This is a genomic window from Actinomadura sp. 6K520 (assembly GCF_004349245.1).
Classification (GTDB): Bacteria; Actinomycetota; Actinomycetes; order Streptosporangiales; family Streptosporangiaceae; genus Spirillospora.
Window position 1 is genome coordinate 29,159 of sequence record NZ_SMLC01000047.1, and the last position, 18,454, is coordinate 47,612.

21 protein-coding genes are annotated in these 18,454 nt (G+C 72.7%); 10 read left to right on the plus strand and 11 right to left on the minus strand.

The genetic code is table 11. The features are described 5' to 3' along the window. Positions 1 to 4: 4 nt before the first annotated feature. Both E1289_RS15215 and E1289_RS15220 read right to left on the minus strand, forming a co-directional pair. Complete coding sequence (locus tag E1289_RS15215; protein ID WP_131980526.1) at positions 5 to 1,201, minus strand: RNA polymerase sigma factor; 1,197 nt, start codon at positions 1,199 to 1,201, stop codon at positions 5 to 7. 2 nt (positions 1,202 to 1,203) lie between these two features. Further along, entirely contained in the window at positions 1,204 to 1,560 is a 357-nt protein-coding gene (locus E1289_RS15220; protein ID WP_131980528.1) for a YciI family protein, read from the minus strand. Between the two features lie 169 nt (positions 1,561 to 1,729). Here E1289_RS15220 and E1289_RS15225 point away from each other — a divergent pair, with 169 nt between their 5' ends. Together E1289_RS15225 and E1289_RS15230 are read left to right on the plus strand one after the other, a co-directional pair. After that, positions 1,730 to 1,891: a hypothetical protein gene (locus E1289_RS15225; RefSeq protein WP_207928978.1), complete on the plus strand. Its 162-nt coding sequence runs from the start codon at positions 1,730 to 1,732 to the stop codon at positions 1,889 to 1,891. A gap of 140 nt (positions 1,892 to 2,031) precedes the next feature. Next, the gene (locus E1289_RS15230; protein WP_131980530.1) at positions 2,032 to 3,624 is read left to right on the plus strand and encodes an MFS transporter; all 1,593 of its coding nucleotides are present in this window, start codon (positions 2,032 to 2,034) and stop codon (positions 3,622 to 3,624) included. A 90-nt stretch (positions 3,625 to 3,714) separates the two neighbouring features. On the opposite strand, the gene E1289_RS15235 is transcribed toward E1289_RS15230, so the two are convergent. From E1289_RS15235 to E1289_RS15245, 3 genes are all read right to left on the minus strand, one after another. Further along, positions 3,715 to 4,110: a RidA family protein gene (locus E1289_RS15235; RefSeq protein WP_131980532.1), complete on the minus strand. Its 396-nt coding sequence runs from the start codon at positions 4,108 to 4,110 to the stop codon at positions 3,715 to 3,717. A 12-nt stretch (positions 4,111 to 4,122) separates the two neighbouring features. Next, positions 4,123 to 4,566, minus strand: a complete 444-nt coding sequence (locus E1289_RS15240; protein WP_131980533.1) for a carboxymuconolactone decarboxylase family protein — start codon at positions 4,564 to 4,566, stop codon at positions 4,123 to 4,125. A gap of 79 nt (positions 4,567 to 4,645) precedes the next feature. Continuing rightward, positions 4,646 to 5,125: an Rrf2 family transcriptional regulator gene (locus tag E1289_RS15245; RefSeq protein WP_243712839.1), complete on the minus strand. Its 480-nt coding sequence runs from the start codon at positions 5,123 to 5,125 to the stop codon at positions 4,646 to 4,648. Between the two features lie 102 nt (positions 5,126 to 5,227). Between E1289_RS15245 and E1289_RS15250 the strand changes: the two genes are divergently transcribed. After that, a complete protein-coding gene (locus tag E1289_RS15250; RefSeq protein WP_131980537.1) occupies positions 5,228 to 5,761 on the plus strand; it encodes a GNAT family N-acetyltransferase in 534 nt (177 codons plus the stop codon). Positions 5,762 to 5,857: 96 nt separating this feature from the next. Here E1289_RS15250 and E1289_RS15255 read toward each other — a convergent pair whose 3' ends face one another. After that, on the minus strand, positions 5,858 to 6,439 hold the full coding sequence (locus tag E1289_RS15255; protein WP_131980539.1) for a hypothetical protein: 582 nt from the start codon (positions 6,437 to 6,439) through the stop codon (positions 5,858 to 5,860). 365 nt (positions 6,440 to 6,804) lie between these two features. On the opposite strand from E1289_RS15255, the gene E1289_RS15260 reads away from it, so the two are divergent. The 3 genes from E1289_RS15260 (at position 6,805) to E1289_RS15270 (ending at position 9,241) form a co-directional block, all read left to right on the plus strand. Further along, complete coding sequence (locus E1289_RS15260; RefSeq protein ID WP_131980541.1) at positions 6,805 to 7,794, plus strand: helix-turn-helix domain-containing protein; 990 nt, start codon at positions 6,805 to 6,807, stop codon at positions 7,792 to 7,794. A gap of 74 nt (positions 7,795 to 7,868) precedes the next feature. Next, positions 7,869 to 8,369, plus strand: a complete 501-nt coding sequence (locus E1289_RS15265) for a helix-turn-helix domain-containing protein (protein WP_131980543.1) — start codon at positions 7,869 to 7,871, stop codon at positions 8,367 to 8,369. A gap of 17 nt (positions 8,370 to 8,386) precedes the next feature. After that, on the plus strand, positions 8,387 to 9,241 hold the full coding sequence (locus E1289_RS15270) for a M23 family metallopeptidase (protein WP_131980545.1): 855 nt from the start codon (positions 8,387 to 8,389) through the stop codon (positions 9,239 to 9,241). 25 nt (positions 9,242 to 9,266) lie between these two features. Here the strand turns inward: E1289_RS15270 and E1289_RS15275 are convergent, their stop codons facing one another. Beyond that, positions 9,267 to 9,857, minus strand: coding sequence for a TIGR03086 family metal-binding protein (locus E1289_RS15275; protein WP_131980547.1), 591 nt, complete (start codon positions 9,855 to 9,857; stop codon positions 9,267 to 9,269). Positions 9,858 to 9,931: 74 nt separating this feature from the next. Here E1289_RS15275 and E1289_RS15280 point away from each other — a divergent pair, with 74 nt between their 5' ends. Continuing rightward, a complete protein-coding gene (locus E1289_RS15280) occupies positions 9,932 to 10,702 on the plus strand; it encodes a helix-turn-helix domain-containing protein (protein WP_131980563.1) in 771 nt (256 codons plus the stop codon). 5 nt (positions 10,703 to 10,707) lie between these two features. Here E1289_RS15280 and E1289_RS15285 read toward each other — a convergent pair whose 3' ends face one another. Continuing rightward, positions 10,708 to 11,394, minus strand: a complete 687-nt coding sequence (locus tag E1289_RS15285; RefSeq protein ID WP_131980549.1) for a class I SAM-dependent methyltransferase — start codon at positions 11,392 to 11,394, stop codon at positions 10,708 to 10,710. Between the two features lie 323 nt (positions 11,395 to 11,717). Between E1289_RS15285 and E1289_RS15290 the strand changes: the two genes are divergently transcribed. The 3 genes from E1289_RS15290 (at position 11,718) to E1289_RS15300 (ending at position 15,517) form a co-directional block, all read left to right on the plus strand. Beyond that, positions 11,718 to 13,004, plus strand: coding sequence for a hypothetical protein (locus E1289_RS15290; protein ID WP_131980551.1), 1,287 nt, complete (start codon positions 11,718 to 11,720; stop codon positions 13,002 to 13,004). Between the two features lie 62 nt (positions 13,005 to 13,066). Continuing rightward, positions 13,067 to 14,149 (plus strand): quinone-dependent dihydroorotate dehydrogenase, encoded by a 1,083-nt coding sequence (locus E1289_RS15295; protein WP_131980553.1) that lies wholly within the window; start codon positions 13,067 to 13,069, stop codon positions 14,147 to 14,149. An 84-nt stretch (positions 14,150 to 14,233) separates the two neighbouring features. Next, a complete protein-coding gene (locus E1289_RS15300) occupies positions 14,234 to 15,517 on the plus strand; it encodes a sodium:proton exchanger (protein WP_131980555.1) in 1,284 nt (427 codons plus the stop codon). Here E1289_RS15300 and E1289_RS15305 read toward each other — a convergent pair. From E1289_RS15305 to E1289_RS15315, 3 genes are all read right to left on the minus strand, one after another. Further along, entirely contained in the window at positions 15,514 to 16,989 is a 1,476-nt protein-coding gene (locus tag E1289_RS15305) for a class I SAM-dependent methyltransferase (protein ID WP_131980557.1), read from the minus strand. The genes E1289_RS15300 and E1289_RS15305 overlap by 4 nt on opposite strands. Positions 16,990 to 17,009: 20 nt before the next feature. Continuing rightward, positions 17,010 to 17,846 (minus strand): N-acetylmuramoyl-L-alanine amidase, encoded by an 837-nt coding sequence (locus tag E1289_RS15310; RefSeq protein WP_243712840.1) that lies wholly within the window; start codon positions 17,844 to 17,846, stop codon positions 17,010 to 17,012. Between the two features lie 90 nt (positions 17,847 to 17,936). Continuing rightward, entirely contained in the window at positions 17,937 to 18,197 is a 261-nt protein-coding gene (locus tag E1289_RS15315) for a hypothetical protein (protein WP_221480527.1), read from the minus strand. Positions 18,198 to 18,454: the final 257 nt, after the last annotated feature.

The window sequence follows — 18,454 nt, forward strand, 5'->3', positions numbered from 1 at the left end:
GCTGTCACCGGCCCCGCGTCCCTATCACGTCGCGCAACGTCCGCAGGAAGGCCCGTTCCGTGTCGTTGGTGGCCAGGGCGATCGCCTCGTCGTAGGCGGTGGCGGCCTCGGCGGTACGGCCGAGGCGGGTGAGCAGGTCCGCGCGGGTGGCCGGCAGCAGGTGGTAGCCCGGCAGGTCCAACTCGTCGACGATGGCCAGCGCCCGCGCCGGACCGTGCACCTCGGCGACGGCGACCGCCCGGTTGAGCGCCACGATCGGGGTCGGCGAATGCCGCAGCAGCTGGTCGTACAGCGCCAGCACCTGGGCCCAGTCGGTCGCCGGGCCGTCGGTGTGCACGGCGTTGATCGCGGCCTGCAGCTGGTACGGGCCCGGCCGGCCGCGCCGCAGGCACCACCGCACCAGCTCGTGCCCCTCGGCGATCAGCTCCCGGTTCCACAGCGACCGGTCCTGCTCGGCGAGCACGACCAGCTCGCCCGCGGGCCCCACCCGCGCGGGCCGCCGGGCCTCGGTGAGCAGGAGCAGCGCCAGCAGCCCGATCACCTCCGGCTCGTCGGGCATCAGCTCGGCGAGTTCCCTGGCCAGGCGGACGGCCTCCTGGCACAGGTCCGTCCGCAGCAGCTCCCCGGACGTCGAGGTGTAGCCCTCGTTGAAGATCAGGTAGAGCACGGTGAGCACCGGCGGCAGCCGGCCGGCGAGGTCCGCCGCGGCGGGCACCCGGTAGGGGATGCCCGCGTCGCGGATCTTCTTCTTCGCGCGGACGATCCGCTGCGATACGGCCGCCTCGGGCACCAGGTACGCTCGCGCGATCTCCGCCACCTGCAGCCCGCCGAGCAGGCGCAGGGTGAGCGCGGTCTGCGCGAGCGGCGACAGCGCCGGGTGGCAGCAGGTGAAGATCATGCGTAGCTGGTCGTCGCGCACCGGTCCCACCTCCCCGGGTTCATCTGGTCGCTGCAGCAGCAGCGCCTGGGCGTGGCGGGCCTCGCGCGTGGATTCGCGGCGCAGGCGGTCGATCGCGCGGTTGCGGGCGGTGGTCACGATCCATCCTCCGGGGTTGGGCGGCAGTCCCTCGTCCCACTTGCGGACGGCGACCGCGAACGCGTCCTGGACGGCTTCCTCGGCGAGCCCGATGTCTCCGAACAGGCGCGTCAGCGTGGCCACGCAGCGGCCGTACTCCGCCCGGTAGACGCCGTCCAGGTCCATGCTCATCTCCACTGCGCGTCTTGGAACGGGCGCACCTCGATCGGAGCCCCGCAGGCCAGCGCGCACTTGTCGGCCCAGGCCAGCGCCTGGTCCAGGTCGTCGCACTCGATCACCCAGAACCCGCCGAGCTGCTCCTTGGTCTCGGCGAACGGGCCGTCGGTCATCGTGGTCGCGCCGCCGCCGGGGTGGACGACGGTGGTGGCGGGCGAGGGCAGCAGACCTCCGACGAACACCCACGAACCGGCGGCCTGCATCTCGGCGGTGACCTTGGACGTCAGGTCCATCTGCTCCTGCAGCTCCTCCTCGGACGGCGGCTGCGCACTTTCGTCGAGCTGGACGGCGAGCAGGTACTTCTTCACGGTGAACTCCCTTTGTGTCGAGCGTCCGCGGCGGACCAGGCGGCCTGGGTCACTCCCGTCCCCGCCCTCTCACCTTGGCCACGAACGGGGCCGGCGCCATTCGACACCACCACGAAAGGAACCACGGAAAGATTCCGAGGACGTACTGCCGCCCGCATGAGGAGGGTCCATGCGTTTCGCGCTGGACGATCTGTTCGCCAGCCTGCCCGCGGAGCAGGTCGACGAAGCCCGGAGCTTCTACCGTGCGAGGACGGCCGGTCATGGCCCCGGCAGTCTGGAGGAGCTCGACGGCATCGAGACCTGGCTCCGCGACCACATGGTCCATCCGTAAGCGCCCGGCCGGCACGCCTTCCGATCTTTTTCCGCGGGGGGTGTCGAATGGCCCCGATCCCGTTCGTGGCGAAGGTGAGAGACCGGCAACGGGCCGGTCGCGACCGCACCGGCGGGCGCCGGCGACGACGGGATCACATCATGACCGCAGCGAACACGAGGCGCGGAGCGGGACGGCGGGAATGGGGCGGGCTGGCCGTGCTCGGCCTGCCCACCTTCCTCGTCTCGATGGACTTCTCCGTCCTGTACCTGGGCGTTCCGCACCTGACCGCCGACCTCGCGCCGAGCGGCGTCCAGCAGCTGTGGATCGTCGACATCTACGGCTTCCTCATCGCGGGCTTCCTGGTCACCATGGGCACCATCGGTGACCGGATCGGCCGCAAGAAGCTGCTGCTCCTCGGCGGCGCCGTGTTCGGCGTCGCGTCCGTGGCGGCGGCGTTCTCCACCGGCCCGGAAATGCTCATCGCCAGCCGCGCGCTGCTCGGGGTGGCCGGCGCCGCGGTGATGCCGTCGGTCCTGGCCCTGGTCACCGGCATGTTCACCGACCAGAGGCAACGCAGCCGCGCCCTGGCCATCTACCTCACCTGCTTCATGGGCGGGGCGACGCTCGGCCCGCTCGTCGGCGGCGTGCTGCTGGAGTACTTCTGGTGGGGCTCGGTGTTCCTGGTGGCCGTGCCGGGAATGGTGCTGCTGCTGATCTTCGGCCCCTTCCTGCTTCCCGACCAGAAGGCACCGCGCCCCGGCAGGCTCGACCCGCTCAGCGTCGTCCTGTCCCTCGGGGCGATTCTGCCGTTCGTCTACGGGCTCAAGGAACTGGCCCGCAACGGCTGGGAGCCGCTCCCCGCCGCCGTACTCGTGTCCGGGATCGCGGCCGGGGTGCTGTTCGTCCAGCGGCAGCGGCGCCTGGCGGACCCGCTGCTCGACCTGAGCATGTTCCGCAACCGCACGTTCAGCTCCGCGCTGACCCTCTTCTTCGTGACCGCCCTGGTGGGCACCGGCACCCTCCTGCTGGTCACGCTGTACCTGCAGAACGTCACCGGTCTCACCCCGCTGGAGGCCGGCCTGCTCCTGGTCGTGCCCAACGTCCTGATGATCGTCGGTAACCTCTCCACCCCGCCGCTGGCGAACCGCATCCGCCCCGCGTACCTGATCGCGGGCGGCCTGGCCGTCGCGAGCGCCGGCTACCTGATGTTCATGCTGGCCGACTCGACCTCCGGCCCCGAGAGGATCTTCATCGCGCTGGCCGTCGTCATGCTCGGCACCGCGCCGCTGGCCGCGCTCTGCAACCACCTCGCCATGGGGTCCGTGCCGCCGGAGAAGGCCGGCTCCGGCGCGTCGATCGTGCAGACGACCACCGAACTCGGGCTCGGTCTCGGCATCGCCACCCTCGCCACGCTCGGCACCGCGGTGTACCGCAGCAACGTGGAGGACGCGCTGGGCCCGATCCCGTCCGACGCTGCGAACGCCGCCCGGGAGAGCATCGACCGCGCGATCGTGGCGGCCGACCGGCTCCCCGCCGACCAGGGCGACGCCCTGCTGGCCGCGGCCCGCGACGCGTTCACCTCCGGCGTCCAAACCGTGGGGCTCGTCAGCGCCCTCTTCTACGCCGCCCTGACCGTCCTCGCCCTGCGAGCCTTCAAGCACGTGAAGAACTCCGACGGCGACGTGGACACCGAGGACGTTCCTCCCGCCACCTCCGGAACCGATCGGGCCCCCACCACGTCCCTGCGGTGACACCCCACCGACGAGAGGCCCGGCCTCGTGACCGCCCTGTTCGTCCCCGCCCTCCGCACCGCCGGTGCGGACGGGTCAGGGGCGGACGGGTCAGGGGCGGACGGCGATTGCGTCTACCTCGAATCGCAGGTCGGGGAGGGCTAGGGCGGCTACTCCGGTGAGCGTTTGGACGGGTGGGCTGTCTCCCCAGATCTCGCCGATGTGCTCGGCCAGGATCTCCAGCTTGCCGGGGTCGTGCGCGACGATGTGCGTGCGCAGTTGGACGACGTGTTCGAAGTCCAGGCCGGCCGACGCCAGGGCGGCGCGCAGGTTGGTGAAGGCTCGCCTTACCTGGTCGGCGAAGTCCGTCGACGCGACCTGGCCGCCGGCATCCGAGGCGTACTGGCCCGCGACGAAGACCAGGTCCCCGGAGGCCGTCGCGACGTGGCTGTAGCCGAAGCCGACCGGGTCGTGCAGCTCGGGCGGATTGGTGAAGGAATGCGGCATGGTCGGTCCGGTTCAGGCGGCGGGGTTGCGGACGGTGACGCTGATGCGGTTCCAGGCGTTGATGGCGGCGATCGCCATGACCAGGGCACCGAGGGACTTCTCGTCGTAGTGGTCGGCGGCCTCGTTCCAGACGTCGTCCGGGACGCCGGCCGGGTTGTCGCCGATGCGCGTGGCCGCCTCGGCGAGCGCCAGGGCCGCCCGCTCCTCGTCGGTGTAGAAGGGCGCCTCGCGCCAGGCGGCCACCGACCAGAGGCGCTCGTCGGTCTCGCCCTCGGCCTTGGCGTCGCGGGAGTGCATGTTGACGCAGAACGCGCAGCCGTTGATCTGGCTGACCCGCAGCTTGAGCAGCAGCAGCGTGCTGTGCGGTACGCCGCACTCCCCGAGGTACGCCTCCAGCGCCAGCATGGCCTTGTACCCGCCCGGGGCGGCCTTCGCGATGTTCATCCGTGCCTGCATGATGACCTCCTTAGATCTGGATATCTGATGTCTAGAATTAGGGCCGGCGACTCCCCTCTGGAGTCGCGGGTGGTGAGCGTCAGGTCCGCCGGTCGCGCAGGCCCCGGAGGATGTCGCCGGGCGAGGCCGGGTGCCGCTTCTCGACGATCTCCTTCAGGTCGGCGATGGTCACCGCGGCCAGCTCCCTGCGCCAGGCGAGCTCCGCGCGGCGCATGGACTGGGAGATGATGCAGGACTTGCGGTAGTCGACGCCCTCGTGGTCGCCCGGGGCCCGCCGGAGGACCTCCTCGCAGCGGAACGCGCCGTCCGGTCCCTCGATGGCGGTCACCACGTCCATGAGCGTGATGTCCTCCGGGCGGCGCGCGAGCCGGAACCCGCCCCGCGGGCCGGGCGTGGAGTCCAGGATCCCGGCGCGGGTGAGGGCCTGGAGCTGCTTGTTCAGGTAGGCGGTGGGCAGCTCGTAGTACTTCGCCAGGCGGGCGGCCGTCACCGCCTCCCCCGGTTCGAGCCAGGTGAGGTTGAGGCACTCGTGGAGCGCCCACTCGACGCCCTCGCTCATCCGCATAATCCTGGATACTAAACATCCAGGATTGTCCGCGCAACCGCGTTCGGCCGCGGGCGCGTCCGGTGCGGTTCGGGTGCTGCGCTAGCTTTTGTTCCGATGACTCCCGCGAAGCCGGCATTCCGTGCCGCCACGAAGGCCGACATACCCGCCCTGGTCACGCTCGTCGAGCGTGCCTACCGGGGCGACGAGAGCCGCGCCGGGTGGACGACCGAGGCCGACCTGCTCGGCGGCCAGCGCACGGACCCCGACATGGTCGCGGCCGTGGTGGCCGACGAGTCCGGCCGCCTGCTGATCGCCGAGGCGGACGGCGTCCCGGTCGCCTGCTGCCAGCTCGAGAACCGCGGCGGCCACGCCTACTTCGGCATGTTCGCCGTGGACCCCGGCGCCCAGGGCGGCGGGCTCGGCGGGCGGGTCCTCGCCGAGGCCGAGCGCGTGGCGCGCGAGGAGTGGGGCGCGGACGAGATGCGCATGACGGTGATCACCCTCCGCGCGGACCTGATCGGCTGGTACGAGCGGCGCGGCTACGTCCGGACGGGCGAGATGCAGCCGTTCCCGTACGGCGACGAGCGGTTCGGCCTCCCCAAGCGCGACGACCTGGAGTTCGAGGTCCTGGTGAAGAAACTCGCCTGAGACCGGAGGCGTCTCGCCACGGCACGGGCGCGCCACGCCCGGCCGGGCTCGGCCGGGCGTGGCATTGCCGGGTCGGGTCAGGCGATGTTCTTCGGGTCAGGCGATGTTCTTCGGCCGGTACGCCTTGTACTCGCTGCCGCTCGACAGGCCGTAGGACCGCGTGCGGTAGTCGGTGCCGTAGCCGCCGCGCTGCTCGTAGGCCCAGTACGCGCTACGCGCGCTGTTGGCCCACTTCTCGAAGATCACGACGTGCCGGGTGGTGTTGCTCCCGATCGCGTCGATGATGATGTCGCCCTTCTTGAGCTGGGACATGTTGATGCGCGTGGTGTAGGTCGAGGACGCCAGGCCGACCGTGTTGGGACCGGGCTTGGGCAGCCGCAGCGTCATGGACACGTACCCCGAGCAGTCGGTGCGGTAGCCGCCGTGGGTCTTCGACTGGCTGTACGGGACGCGGTCGGCGGTGTGCGGGTTCCACGTCTTGGCGCGGGAGATGACCTCCGCGCGGGTGACGGTCGGGGCGGCCAGCGGCACGGCCTGCTGACCGGCCGCCTGCAACTGGACGCTCCGCGCGGGCAGTTGCCGTTCGGCGGGGGTCGCGGCCCCGTGCAGGCCGAGGACGGTGCCGCCGGCCAGCGCCAGGGAGCCGGCACCGATGAGGATGGCCCGAGGGGAAGCCATTGATAATCCTCCGTGAATGGTTGGGAGCGGCGCCATTGCCGGCGCCTGGTGGGAGCCGTCGATCGACCCGGCAGACTTTATGGACAACATCGCCGCCGGGCCAGGGTCATCGCGAAATTCGGGACAACGGGACACTGGGCCGCATCCTCACCTGCGCGAACGTGATGGCGATACCGAAAGGGCCGGGACGGCGACCCCGATTCAAACCTTCTGAGATGATCACCCAGTGCAGGTACCGGTGAACCCTCGGTGCTCGACTTGATTTCGTGCTGCCGTCCACTGGACTGGGCATAATGGGCGCCCGGACCGAGCCCATGAGCGCGAGTCGGCATAAGCCGAAGAGGCCACCCGCGGGAGAATCGCCAATGAGTCGAAGCCGACGACCGGCCCCGCTGCCCGGCGACCTGCCGGAGGCGGTGCGGATCCTGCTCACCGAACTGCGCGGGATGAAGGAGGCGGCCGGGCACGACCTGCGCACCCTCGCGCGCGAGACGCACGGGAGCCGCTCGTCGTGGGGGCGGTGGCTCAGCGGCGAGACCTGGATCCCGGTCGACGCGGTCATGGCGCTGGCGGCGCTCTGCGATGCCGACGCGCGCCGCCTGCGGGTCCTCTGGGAGGTCGCGGACGAGGCGAGGCGATCGTCCCCGGCCGCGGTCACTCCCCCGGACGGGCCCGCCGCGGAACCACCACCGACGCGCACCATGGAATCTCCGTCCGCGGCGGACACGCCGCCGTCTCCGGCGACGGAACCGGCACCGGCGGGCCGCCGTCCCCGGCCGATGTTCTTCGGCGCTCTCATCGGCTGCACGCTCCTGGCCGGCACCGCCGGGGTGGCGCTCGGCGCGGCGCTGCAGACCGCGTCCGAGCCGGAAAGCGCCACCACCCGGCCGGTGACGTCCGGCGCGGCCGCCCGCCCGCCGGTCAAGGCGATCAGCAGGCGGACCGTCCTCGCCCGCGCCAGGACCTGGCACCCGGGCGGCCCGGAACGCGTCCCCTACGACCAGTCGGCCAGTCACCAGGGGTACCGGACCGACGGCTCCGGCTACGCGTCCATGGCGCTGGGCCTGCCGAAACCGGGCCCCAACTCCGCCGCCCTGGAGTCCTCCTACTGCCGGCACATCCCGTCCTCCCAGTTGCGGCCCGGTGATCTCGTCATCAAGTCGAGCGGGGACGCCGGCGTCCGCGAGGTGATGATCTTCGACAGGTGGACGAGCCGCGACCGCGCCGCGTACTGGGCCTACCAGCAACGCCGCGGCTACGGGACCGACCACCTGGTCCTCCGTGCCGGGCTCGCGTCCGGCAGCGGCCACCACGGCTGCCGCCCGTACCACGTCCGAGAAGACCAGGTCGGCTGACACCGCGTCCGGCGGGGAGCGACCCTCGCCACGATTGTTTGATGGATATTACGTAGTTACGTAGTATTGGAGTCGTGGAGAACGCGGAGCTGGCGGAGCGGGTCGAGCGCCTGGAAGAGCGCGTGGCCCGCCTGGAAGGTGCGGACGCCCAGGCCGGGGGACCGAAGGCGGACGGCACGTTCTGGGCGCTGGACGGCCTGAAGGACCGCGTCGACGACCCGGGCGCCGTGCTGTTCACCGGCTCGGTGACGCTGCCGTCCGGCGAGCACTACGAATGGCAGCAGGGCCACACGGTGGACGACCTGCTAGCCGACGACTGGTCCCAGGCGGCCGAGACGATGTCGGCGCTCGCGCATCCGGTGCGCCTGCTGCTGCTGCGGGAGATCCTCCACGGCGCCCGGACGACCGCCGAGCTGGCCGCCCACGAACGGCTCGGCACGACCGGGCAGCTCTACCACCATCTGCGCCAGCTGGTCGCGGCCGGCTGGCTGCGGACCGCGGCGCGCGGACGGTACAGCGTCCCCGGGGAACGGGTGGTGCCGCTCCTCGCCGTCCTCGCGGCGACCCGCCGCTGAGACCCCTAGGAGGGAAGATGCACAGGACACTCGCCCGCTTCAGGACGCTGTTCGTCCTGCTCGGCCTGGTACTGACGTTCGGTGAGATCCTGCACGGCCTTACCGCGCTGTCGATCGCGGGCATGGTCATGATCGTCTGCGGCCTGCTGCTGTTCTTCGTGCCCGGCGCCGCCCCGGGACGGGAGCCGGTCGTGCTGCGGAGCCCCGTCCGCGGCCGGTGGGTGCCGGTCAACAGCCCCGCCGACAAGGTCCCCAGCCACGGCACCCACGAGCTGGGGCAGACGTACGCGATCGACCTCGTCCACGTGCCCGAGGGGGCGCCGGAGTGGCGGCCGCTGCGCAAGGGGCCGCTCGCGTCGCGGCCGGAGTCGTTCCCCTCGTTCGGGCAGGAGATCACCGCGCCCGCCGACGGCGTGGTCGTCCAGGCGAGCGGCTGGCAGCGCGACCACTGGAGCCGCAACTCGTGGCCCGCGCTCGGCTACCTGATGGTCGAGGGCGTCATCTTCCGCGGTCTGCTGTCCTACCTCACGCTGTCGGCGGGCCGGTTCATCGTCGGCAACTCCGTGGTGCTGGACCTCGGCGACGGGGTGTACGCGGTGCTCGCCCACATGCGGCGGGGGTCGGTCCGCGTCCGGAAGGGCGACCGCGTCCGGGCCGGGGACGTGCTCGGCGAAGTCGGCAACTCCGGCAACTCGTCGGAGCCGCACCTGCACTTCCACCTGATGGACCGTCCGCGTCCCGGCGCCGCCGCCGGGGTGCCGTTCGCGTTCCGCTTCGAGAGCGGCGGCGAGGTCCGCACCGGGGTGCCCGGAGGCCGCCGGCCGTTCGTCCCGGTGACCGAGGAGAAGGTCGGCGGCGACCGGGCCGCGTGAACCGGCGCCCCGCGGCCCGCGCGGGTCAGCGCGCCGGGGGGCGCCAGCGGGGGTCGCGTCCGGAGGCGGCCACCGCCCGCTCGAAGGGCGTCGCGTCCTCGGCCGCGGGGGCGGGCGCGGCGAACCCCTCGTACTGCCGGTACATCTCGGCGTTCTTCTCGACGGTCTTGAGGACGAACCGCCCGGTATCGGCCGAGACCCGGTATTCCTGGCCGGTGGCCTTCGCGACGTCCCAGCCGTGCAGGGCCATCTCCAGGATCAGCATCGCGGCGGTGTCCGCCGCCGGGGTGCCGGAGATCTCGCCGTCCCACACGGCCGGGTCCGCCCAGGCGGCGACCGCGCGGTCGATCTGGTCGGCGTATTCCCGCGCCCAGGCGTCGTCGGCGGTGAAGTCGCGTCCGGTCAGCTCCTCCGGAAGCTCCTCGCGGAGCGCACGGTGCGCAAGGCCGTGGGACGTGTAGAGGACGAGGTGGTTCACGAGCGTCCGGAGGTCGAACTCACCGCACGGGGTGGGGTCCGCCAGCCGGTCCCGCGGGACGCCGCGGGCGATCCGAGCCGCCTCGGCGGCGCATTCCTTCATGTAGGCGTGTTCATGCGTGTAGGCGTGTTCGTGCATGTCCAGCACGCTATGGGCGTCCGCGGGCGCGCTTCTTGGAGAAACGCGCCAACTATCCTGGTCACGTGGCGGATATGGGACGTGGTGTGCTGTACCCGCACCAGCAGGCGGGCATCGCCGACATCGACCGGAGGCCCCCGAGCGCCGCCCTCGCGCCGTTCGTGGAGTTCTACTGGCACGTCCGGTGGCGGACGGAGGAGCCCTACGAGACGAAGGTGCTGTCCCACCCGAACGTGCATCTCGTCTTCGAGGAGCCCGTGCCGCTGGTCTACGGGGTCGACCGGTCGCTCTTCGTCCGCCGTCTGGAGGGACGGGGGCAGGTCCTCGGTGTGAAGTTCCGTCCCGGCGGCTTCCGCGCGTTCACGGCGGGACCGGTCATCGACCTCGCCGACCGCCGGATCCCCGCCTCCCGCATCCTCCGTCCGGAGGTGGAGGTCGTCAGCCGCGCCGTGCTCGCCCACAGCGACGTGGACGCGATGGCCAGGCTGGCCGAGGAGTTCCTGCTGCGCGACCTCCCGACCCCGGACCCCGTCGCCGGCGAGGTGGCCGCGATGGTCGAGGCCATCACCTCCGACCCCACCCTGTTCCGTGTCGACCAGGCCGCCGAGAAGCTGCACGTCTCGATCCGCACCCTGCAGCGGCTTTTCGCCGAGTACGTGGGGGCGAGCCCCAAGTGGGTCCTGCGCCGGGCGCGCCTGCACGAAGCGGTGTCCCGCGCCGACCGGGGCGTCCCGATCGACTGGACGGCCCTGGCCGACGACCTCGGATACTCCGACCAGTCGCACATGACCCGCGACTTCACCGCCACGGTGGGCGTGTCACCGGCCAAGTACGCCAGCGCCTGAACCCCTCACGCGAGTACGGGGACCAGGCGGAAGGCGATGAAGGCCGGGAGCACCTCCAGCTTGGCGTGGTCCTCCGGGTAACGAACGGCCATCTCCGGGCCCGGGCGAGGTTCCAGGAGTTCCTCTATGACGAACCCCGCCTTGCGGAAGTCGGCGCATATCGCTGTCAAGGGACGGCGCCAGGCGCGGATGGGCCAGTCCCGGTCGGGGTTCAGTGACTCCTCCACGCGTTCCTCGGCGAAGTACGAGCCGCCCAGGCGCACCCAATGCATGACGGGGTGCTCGGTTGACAGGACGACGGCGCCGCGCCGGGTCAGGATGCGGCGGAACTCCCGCAGGAGGCCGATCCGGTCGTCGATGTAGTGCAGCGCCAGCGCGCAGACGACGAGGTCGGCCGAGCCGTCCGGAACCCAGGTCAGCGGTTCGGAGAGGTCATGGACGCGCAGGTCGGCGAGACCGTCGCAGCGCGCACGGGCGAGGTCGACCAAGGTGGGGCTGACATCGCAGCCGGTGACGCGGGCTCCCCGCTCCAGGAGTTCGCGGGCGTAGAGCCCGGGACCGCAGGCCGCGTCGAAGACCGCGAGGTCCCCGACGTCCCCGGCCAGCCCGAGCACGGCGGGACGGTCGTAGAGGGCGTTGTAGGCGCTGTCCTCGGCATGGGCGGCGTACTCGTGGGCGAAACGCTCATACATGCCTCGATCGTCCCAGAAAGATCAACAGGACGTGTCAAGACGAGGGGCCGATCCCGGTCAACTCTCCGGGGTCGCGGGCGCGCCCGGCCTGCCATGGAAAGGGGGGCAGCAAAGAAGGCGCGGAGGGATCGCGAACCCCGACCGACCCGCGAGCCCTCCACGCCTTCGTCTATGGGGCGGCTCCAGCGTGGGCCTCGACCGCCGCTCCCGTAGCAGAAGTACGGTAAAGCGGCCTGCGGGGGTTCAAACCCCCCGGAACCAGACGACGGCGGGACGGGTCATATGCGGGTGGTTCTCATCGACGTTTCGCGAGGCGGGCGGCAGTGACCCGCGGCGACGGCTCCCCCGCGGACGGCCCGATCAGCCTGCGCAAGGACACGGAGCGGCCGGCCGAGACGCCGCCGGGCCCGGCGTGGCTCGTGGTCCCCGTCCGCGTGGTCGCGCTGATCGTCCTGGTGCCGCTGCGGCTCGTCCACGACCTGGCCGTGCAGGCCGGGCGGGGCGTCCGGGCGGTGTGGAACCGGCTGATGCGGGCGCCGCGGCGGCTCGGCCGCCTCATCGGCCGGATGCTGCACGCGGTCCGGCGCGGGCTGTACCGGTGGCTGCTCGCCCCCGCCGGACGGCTGCTCGCGGCCGTCACCCGGGGGATCGGCGCCCTGCTCGACCTCCTCGTCGTCCGGCCCGCGCGGTGGCTCGCCGTCGTGGTGATCTTCGGTTTCGCGAGGTGGCTCGGCCGCGGGGCGGCGTACCTGGCCCGCTGGATCCACCGCACGCTGCTCGTCCCGCTCGGCGCGTTCCTGGCCTTGCTCGGACGCGGCCTGGCCATGGTCGGACGCGGCCTGGCCGCCATGATCGGACGCGGCCTCGCGGTGATCGGAGGCGGCCTGGCCATCATCGGGCGCGGGCTCGCCGTGCTCGGGCGCGGGCTGGCCTGGCTCGGCGACCGGGTCCTGCTGCGCCCGCTGCTCGCCCTCGGGCGCGGCCTGCACTGGCTGCTGAGGTCCACCGGCCGCGCGTTCGCGCTGCTGTTCGCGGGCATCCTGACGGGTCTCCGCCTGCTGGCCAACGCGCTCGTCGTCATCCCGGCCCTGTTCCTGTGGCGCTACCTCCTGCGGCCGCCGCTCCGCGGCCTCCTGTGGCTGGGACGCGCCGTCCAGCACGGCCTCGCCTGGGTGGGACGCGGCCTCCTCGCCATGCTGGGCGCGCTCGGGAGGGTCATCGCCTCCGGGTGGCGCGCCTTCGCGGCCGCCGCCGCCTGGATCGGCCGGTCCCTCGCGGGGCTGGCGCGAATCCTGCTGCTGCGTCCCGTCCAGGCGGTGTGGCGGTACGTCCTGGCCCCGCTCATCGCCGGGCTCGTCGCGGCGTGGCGGCTCGCGGGCCGCGCCGTGCGGTGGCTCTGGCGGACGCTCGTCGTCCTGCCCGTCCGGACGCTGGTCGTCGAGCCGGCGCGCTGGGTCGGGCGGAGCGTGCTGCGTCCGGTCGGGCACGGCGTGCACGGGGTGTGGCGGGCGTCGGTCCGCGACCCGCTGCGCGCCGCCCGCCAGACCGTCCGGGAGACGAGCCGCGACATCCGCCTCCAACTCCGCCGCACCTTCCGCGGGCAGCAGTGAACCGCGCCGGCTCCGCACCCCTCAACGCGTTTTCGGGTGCCCCGGCTGAGATACTGCAGGGGATGTATCGACTCCTGTTCTCACTGGTCATCGCCCGGATCTCCGCGGAGACCGTCCATCACCTGACGCTGCGGGGGCTCCGCGCCGTCCAGGCGGTGCCCGGGGCGGTGCCGCTGCTGCGGCGGCTGCTCGCACCCCGCGACCCGGCGCTGGCCGTCCGCGCGCTCGGGCTGGACTTCCCCAGCCCGCTCGGCCTCGCCGCCGGGTTCGACAAGGACGCCGTCGCCTACGAGGCGCTCGGCGCGTTCGGGTTCGGCCACGTCGAGATCGGCACCGTGACGGGACGTCCGCAGCCCGGCAACCCGCGCCCGCGGCTGTTCCGGCTCGTCCCCGACCGGGCGGTCATCAACCGGATGGGCTTCAACAACGCGGGCTCGCAGGCCGCCGCGGAGCGGCTGCGCGGCCGCGGCACCGGACCGATCGTCGGGGTCAACATCGGCAAGACGAAGGTCGTCCCGGAGGCGTCGGCGACGGCCGACTACGTGGCGAGCACCGAGCGGCTCGCGCCGCACGCGGACTACCTCGTCGTCAACGTCAGCTCGCCCAACACCCCGGGCCTGCGCGACCTGCAGGCCGTCGAGCACCTGCGCCCCCTCCTGGCGGCGGTGCGCGAGGCCGCGGACCGCTCCACCGGCCGCTCCACCGGCCGCCGCGTCCCGCTCCTGGTCAAGATCGCCCCGGATCTGGCGGACGACGACATCGACGCGGTCGCCGACCTCGCCCTCGACCTCGGCCTGGACGGCATCATCGCCGCCAACACCACCATCGGCCGGGACGCCCTGCTCAGCCCGCCCGCCCTGGTCAAGGAGACCGGCGGGCTGTCCGGCGCGCCGCTGAAGGAACGCTCGCTGGACGTCCTGCACCGCCTGCGGTCCCGCACCGGCGGCCGGCTCACGCTGATCTCGGTCGGCGGCGTCGAGACCGCCGACGACGTGTGGGAGCGCATCCGGGCGGGCGCCACCCTCGTCCAGGGCTACACCGGCATGATCTACGGCGGCCCGCTCTGGGCGCACCGCATCAACCGCGCCCTGTCCCGCCGCCTCCGCGACAGCGACTCGAAGTCCCTTCCCTCGCCCCGTCCCTGACTCCGCTCCCCCGGCCGGGCGGCTTTGCCAGTTGGTTGCCTCGGGGGCCGGCATCGGCGGGTCGGCGCGGGGCACGGTGCGGGTATGTCCGGCGAGCCGAGCGTGCGCGAGCCGCCGCCCGTGTCCCGCGAGACGCTGCTGGTCCGGGTCACCGGCACGCTGGTCCTCGCGCTTCCCGCGGTCGTGACGTGGGCGGGCGGCCTGCATCCGCCGGCGCTCCCGGCGGTGCTGATCTTCGGCGCCGGGGTGCTGTCCGCGGCGATCCTGCTGATGTGGGCGGCGGAGACGGCCCAGGCGGACATGCCCGGAGCGCTCGCCGTCGCGCTGCTGGCGCTGGCCGCGGTCCTGCCGCAGTACGCGCTGGACCTCTACTTCGCGTATGCCGGGGAGACGAAACCGGGTTACACCGCCTACGCGGCGGCCACCATGACGGGCGCGAACCGGCTGCTCGTCGGCGTCGGCTGGGCACTGGTCGTGCTGGCGTTCGCGCTGGGCGTGCGGCGGCTGAGCGGACGTTCCGGCGGCGGCTCCGGCAGGCACGCGGCACGCGGAACGGGACGGCGCACCGTCCGGCTCGCCGCGCGGCACCGCACCGAGCTGGGCTTTCTGGCGCTCGCCGCCGTCCTCGGCTTCATCCCGGCGCTGACCGGGGAGATCGGCTGGTACATCGCGGTCGTGCTCATCGCCGTGTACGTGGTCTACCTCGTCCGGATCGCACGCGGCGCCCGGGGCGCCACCTGGATGACCGCCGGGGTGCCGGGACGGCTGGTCAGGATGCCGCGGCGGGAGCGCCGGATCGCCGCCGGCGCCGGGTTCGCGGTCGGTGCGGTGATCGTCTACGTGTCCACGGCGCGGTTCGGGGACGCGCTCGTCGGCACCGGGACGTCGCTCGGGGTGGACGAGTTCCTGCTGGTGCAGTGGCTGGCACCGGTGGTGTCCGAGGCGCCGCTGCTGCTCGCGGCGGCCATGCTGGCGTGGCGGCTGCGCGACGCCGACGCGATCGGCGCGCTGCTGTCCGGCAAGGTGAACCAGTGGACGCTGCTGATCGCCCTGCTGCCGTTCGCGTACCGGGTGGGCGGCGGCTCCTGGTCGCTGCCGCTGGACTCCAGGCAGATCGAGGAGGTGCTGCTGACCGCCGCGCAGACCGTCCTCGGGCTCGGCCTCCTCATCGACCTGGTGTTCCGGCGGTGGGAGGCCGCGGTGCTGTTCCTGCTGTTCGCGGTGCAGTTCGTCCTGCCGGGCGAGGACGTCAGGCTGGTCCTGTCGGGCGGGTACCTGGCGATCGGCTTCTCCGTGCTGATCGCGCGGTACCGGGAGCTGGGGGAGGCGATGGAGACCGTCGTCCGGCCGCGCCGGCGGGGCGGCTAGCCGAAGAAGCCGTCGGCGATCAGTTCGGGCAGGACGGCGTCCGCGTGCGCGCGGACCTCGGCCGGGTCCATGCCGGTGAGCTGGGCGATGGCGTCGAGGAGCGGGGCGAGGGGCAGGGTGCCGTCGCAGACGCCCGCGAGCCCGGCCTCGACCGTCCCGACGCCGGCCGCGCGGCGCAGCCGCCCGGTCTGGCGGAGCACGATCCGCTCGGGGTCCTCGGCGCCGGGCGGGCCCAGCTGTTCCTGGATCAGGCCGGGGGCGGCGGCCAAGGTCTGTCCACAGGCTGTGGAAAACTCCGCGCCCTTCGCGAGGCCGTCCAGGATGTCCGCTACGTAGGCCCCGACGGGCTGCTCGACGGCGTGCCGGAGGTCCTCGATCCGGACGGCCGGACGCTCGCTGCGCCGCAGGGTGATCCAGCCGAACCCGATGCCGGTGACGCCCATTCGCTCGAAGTGATCGAGCCACGCCGCGTACCGCGCCCGGTACTCCGGGGTCCCGGCCTCGCAGGAATCGCGCAGCCACAACTCGGCATATTCCGCGGGATCCTGGACGTCCCGCTGGACGATCCACGCGTCGCACCCGGCCACCCAGGAGCCGACGCGCTCGTCCCACGGGACCCCGTCCAGGTGCAGCCAATTGGCCAGGAGCTGGCAGTATCCGCCGTCGGTCAGGTGCCGGGGCGCCTCCTGGACGAGGCGCCGGCAGAAGTCGTCGCCCGGCAGCCCCGACTCGCGGTAGGTGAACCGCGGCCCCCCGGACGGCGCGACCACGAACGGCGGATTGGACACGATCAGATCGAACCGGCGGTCCCGGACGGGCTCCAGCAGCGACCCGCGGAGCAGTTCGGCGCCGTCCATCCCGGAGAGCGTGAAGCTCATCGCGGCGAGCTCCAGCGCCCGCGGACCGACGTCCGTCGCGGTGATCCGCCCGGCCGGTGAGCGCCCCGCCATATGCACCGCCTGGACGCCGCATCCCGTCCCGAGATCCAGCATGTTATCCACAGCCCTGTGGACAACCAGCCGGGCCAGATTCCCGGACGCCCCGCCCGCGCCCACCACGTGATCGGCCGCCGGAACGCTCCCCGACCCCGGCCGCACCGTCAGATCGGACACGACGTACCCCGCATGCCCCGCGCCGCTCACCGCCTCCAGCGGCTCGACGCGCAACCGCGCCCGCACCTCCCCGCCCGACACCTCGGCGAGCCCGGCGGCCACCAGCTCGTCCACCCCGCCCGCCGACTCGACCGCCGCCTCGACCGCAGCCTCGGCCACGGGCACCTGCAACCAGAACAGCCGCGTCAGCACCTCAAGCGCCGACCCGCCGCCGGTCGCCCGCAGCGCCGGCACGATCTCGTCCCGCGCCAGCGCCCCGCCCGCGACCGGGCCGAGCAGCTCCCGCACCCCCGCGACGGTGTAGTCCGCCTTCAGCAGGACGTCACGGACACGAAGCAGAACCTCCCGAAGACCACCCACGCCCCCATCCTCCCGCGTGGTCACTTGAGGTAGATCTTGAAGCCCTCGGTCAGGGCATCGGCTATGCGCTGGCGGAACGGCGCGCTGGCGAACTTGGCCGCGTCCCCCTTGTTGCGCATGTTCCCGCACTCGATGAAGACCTTGGGGACCCGCGACAGGTTGAGACCGCCGAGGTCGTCGCGCCGGTCGCGGCCGTCCTCGCCGAGGTAGTTGGAGTAGGGCATGCCGGTGCCCTCGCGGTAGGCGTCGCGGAGGGCCTTGCCCAGTTCGTGGGAGCCCGGCACCATCCCGGCGTTGTCGCCGATCGAGGTCGGTTCGATGATGTGGAAGCCGTGGGCGGACGCGCGCGCGTTGCCGTCGGCGTGGATCGAGACGGCGGCGTCCGCGTCCAGCCGGTTCGCGATCGCGGCCCGCTCGGTGATGCACGGGCCGACGCCCTTGTCGTCCTTGCGCGTCAGCGTGACCTCGGCGCCCTCGGCGCGCAGCAGCTTCGCGAGGCGCTTGGCGACGTCCCAGGTGAAGGCGTGCTCGGGGTAGCCGTCATTGGACGCGGTGCCGGTCGTGTCGCACGCCTTGCTGCCGTTGCCGATCCGGACCTTCTTGTTGATCTCCTCGGGGTGGTCGGCGTTCCCCCCGTTGTGCCCGGGGTCGATGACGATGACCTTGCCGTCCAGGGCCGGCGCGTCGTTCCGGGCGGCCGCGGGCGTCCGGTCCTGCTCGGCGGGCGCTCCCGCCCGCGGCGGGTTGACCGGCGCGCTCGCGCCGTCGGACGCACCGGAGGATCCCCCGCACGCGGTGAGCGCGCCGAGACACAGCGCGATACCGGCGACCCACGGGCCACCTCGATGGACTCGCACTGGCGGTCTTCCTCCGTGACGGGTTCGTTATGGACCCACACAGTTTGCACGCCGCCGCCGCTTCGTCAAACGAACTCCGGTAAACCGGTGTCAGCCGAGGGGGTCCTCCTTGCCGAGCAGGGCGGCCAGTGCGCGCGCCTCGTCCGCGTCCAGGCCGAGCACCACGCGGGGCCGGCCCCACGGGTGGTCGATCGAATGGGCGACGTAGCTGGCGACGGACTCCGAGACCTCCTCGGCCAGGCCGCGAGCGTGGCGCCACTCCGACCACGCGCGCTCCAATTCGCTCGCCGCGCGCTGCGCGCACGACACCAGTTCCGGGTCACGCACGGGACCCACCCCCCTGATGGACATGTCCTTCCCCTTGCCCGCGCGGCGGTGTCCCCGGTCCGGGCGGCCTCCCCCGAGGCCGCCCGGACGGTACCGCCGGACGCTGCGTCCCATTAACCCGCCGGCGGGGCGGCACGGGCCGGCGAATGCGGCAGTCTTGGCCGGCCCCTTACCCGGTGCACACCGGATCGAGGCACGATCGGCCGTTTCCGTTCCCCGGACATGACCGGGCACGGCGGGAAGGCGAGGATTGGCGGGAGCGAGATGTGAGGGCGGGGGGA

What these genes read in the sequence shown, in the direction of transcription:
- E1289_RS15300 (WP_131980555.1), top strand. Translation starts at nt 14,234, where the DNA reads ATGTCCGGCGAGCCGAGCGTGCGCGAGCCGCCGCCCGTGTCCCGCGAG.
- E1289_RS15270 (WP_131980545.1), top strand. Translation starts at nt 8,387, where the DNA reads ATGCACAGGACACTCGCCCGCTTCAGGACGCTGTTCGTCCTGCTCGGC.
- E1289_RS15235 (WP_131980532.1), bottom strand. Translation starts at nt 4,110, where the DNA reads ATGCCGCATTCCTTCACCAATCCGCCCGAGCTGCACGACCCGGTCGGC.
- E1289_RS15215 (WP_131980526.1), bottom strand. Translation starts at nt 1,201, where the DNA reads ATGGACCTGGACGGCGTCTACCGGGCGGAGTACGGCCGCTGCGTGGCC.
- E1289_RS15255 (WP_131980539.1), bottom strand. Translation starts at nt 6,439, where the DNA reads ATGGCTTCCCCTCGGGCCATCCTCATCGGTGCCGGCTCCCTGGCGCTG.
- E1289_RS15240 (WP_131980533.1), bottom strand. Translation starts at nt 4,566, where the DNA reads ATGCAGGCACGGATGAACATCGCGAAGGCCGCCCCGGGCGGGTACAAG.
- E1289_RS15245 (WP_243712839.1), bottom strand. Translation starts at nt 5,125, where the DNA reads ATGAGCGAGGGCGTCGAGTGGGCGCTCCACGAGTGCCTCAACCTCACC.
- E1289_RS15260 (WP_131980541.1), top strand. Translation starts at nt 6,805, where the DNA reads ATGAGTCGAAGCCGACGACCGGCCCCGCTGCCCGGCGACCTGCCGGAG.
- E1289_RS15280 (WP_131980563.1), top strand. Translation starts at nt 9,932, where the DNA reads ATGGGACGTGGTGTGCTGTACCCGCACCAGCAGGCGGGCATCGCCGAC.
- E1289_RS15315 (WP_221480527.1), bottom strand. Translation starts at nt 18,197, where the DNA reads ATGTCCATCAGGGGGGTGGGTCCCGTGCGTGACCCGGAACTGGTGTCG.
- E1289_RS15295 (WP_131980553.1), top strand. Translation starts at nt 13,067, where the DNA reads ATGTATCGACTCCTGTTCTCACTGGTCATCGCCCGGATCTCCGCGGAG.
- E1289_RS15250 (WP_131980537.1), top strand. Translation starts at nt 5,228, where the DNA reads ATGACTCCCGCGAAGCCGGCATTCCGTGCCGCCACGAAGGCCGACATA.
- E1289_RS15275 (WP_131980547.1), bottom strand. Translation starts at nt 9,857, where the DNA reads ATGCACGAACACGCCTACACGCATGAACACGCCTACATGAAGGAATGC.
- E1289_RS15285 (WP_131980549.1), bottom strand. Translation starts at nt 11,394, where the DNA reads ATGTATGAGCGTTTCGCCCACGAGTACGCCGCCCATGCCGAGGACAGC.
- E1289_RS15225 (WP_207928978.1), top strand. Translation starts at nt 1,730, where the DNA reads ATGCGTTTCGCGCTGGACGATCTGTTCGCCAGCCTGCCCGCGGAGCAG.
- E1289_RS15230 (WP_131980530.1), top strand. Translation starts at nt 2,032, where the DNA reads ATGACCGCAGCGAACACGAGGCGCGGAGCGGGACGGCGGGAATGGGGC.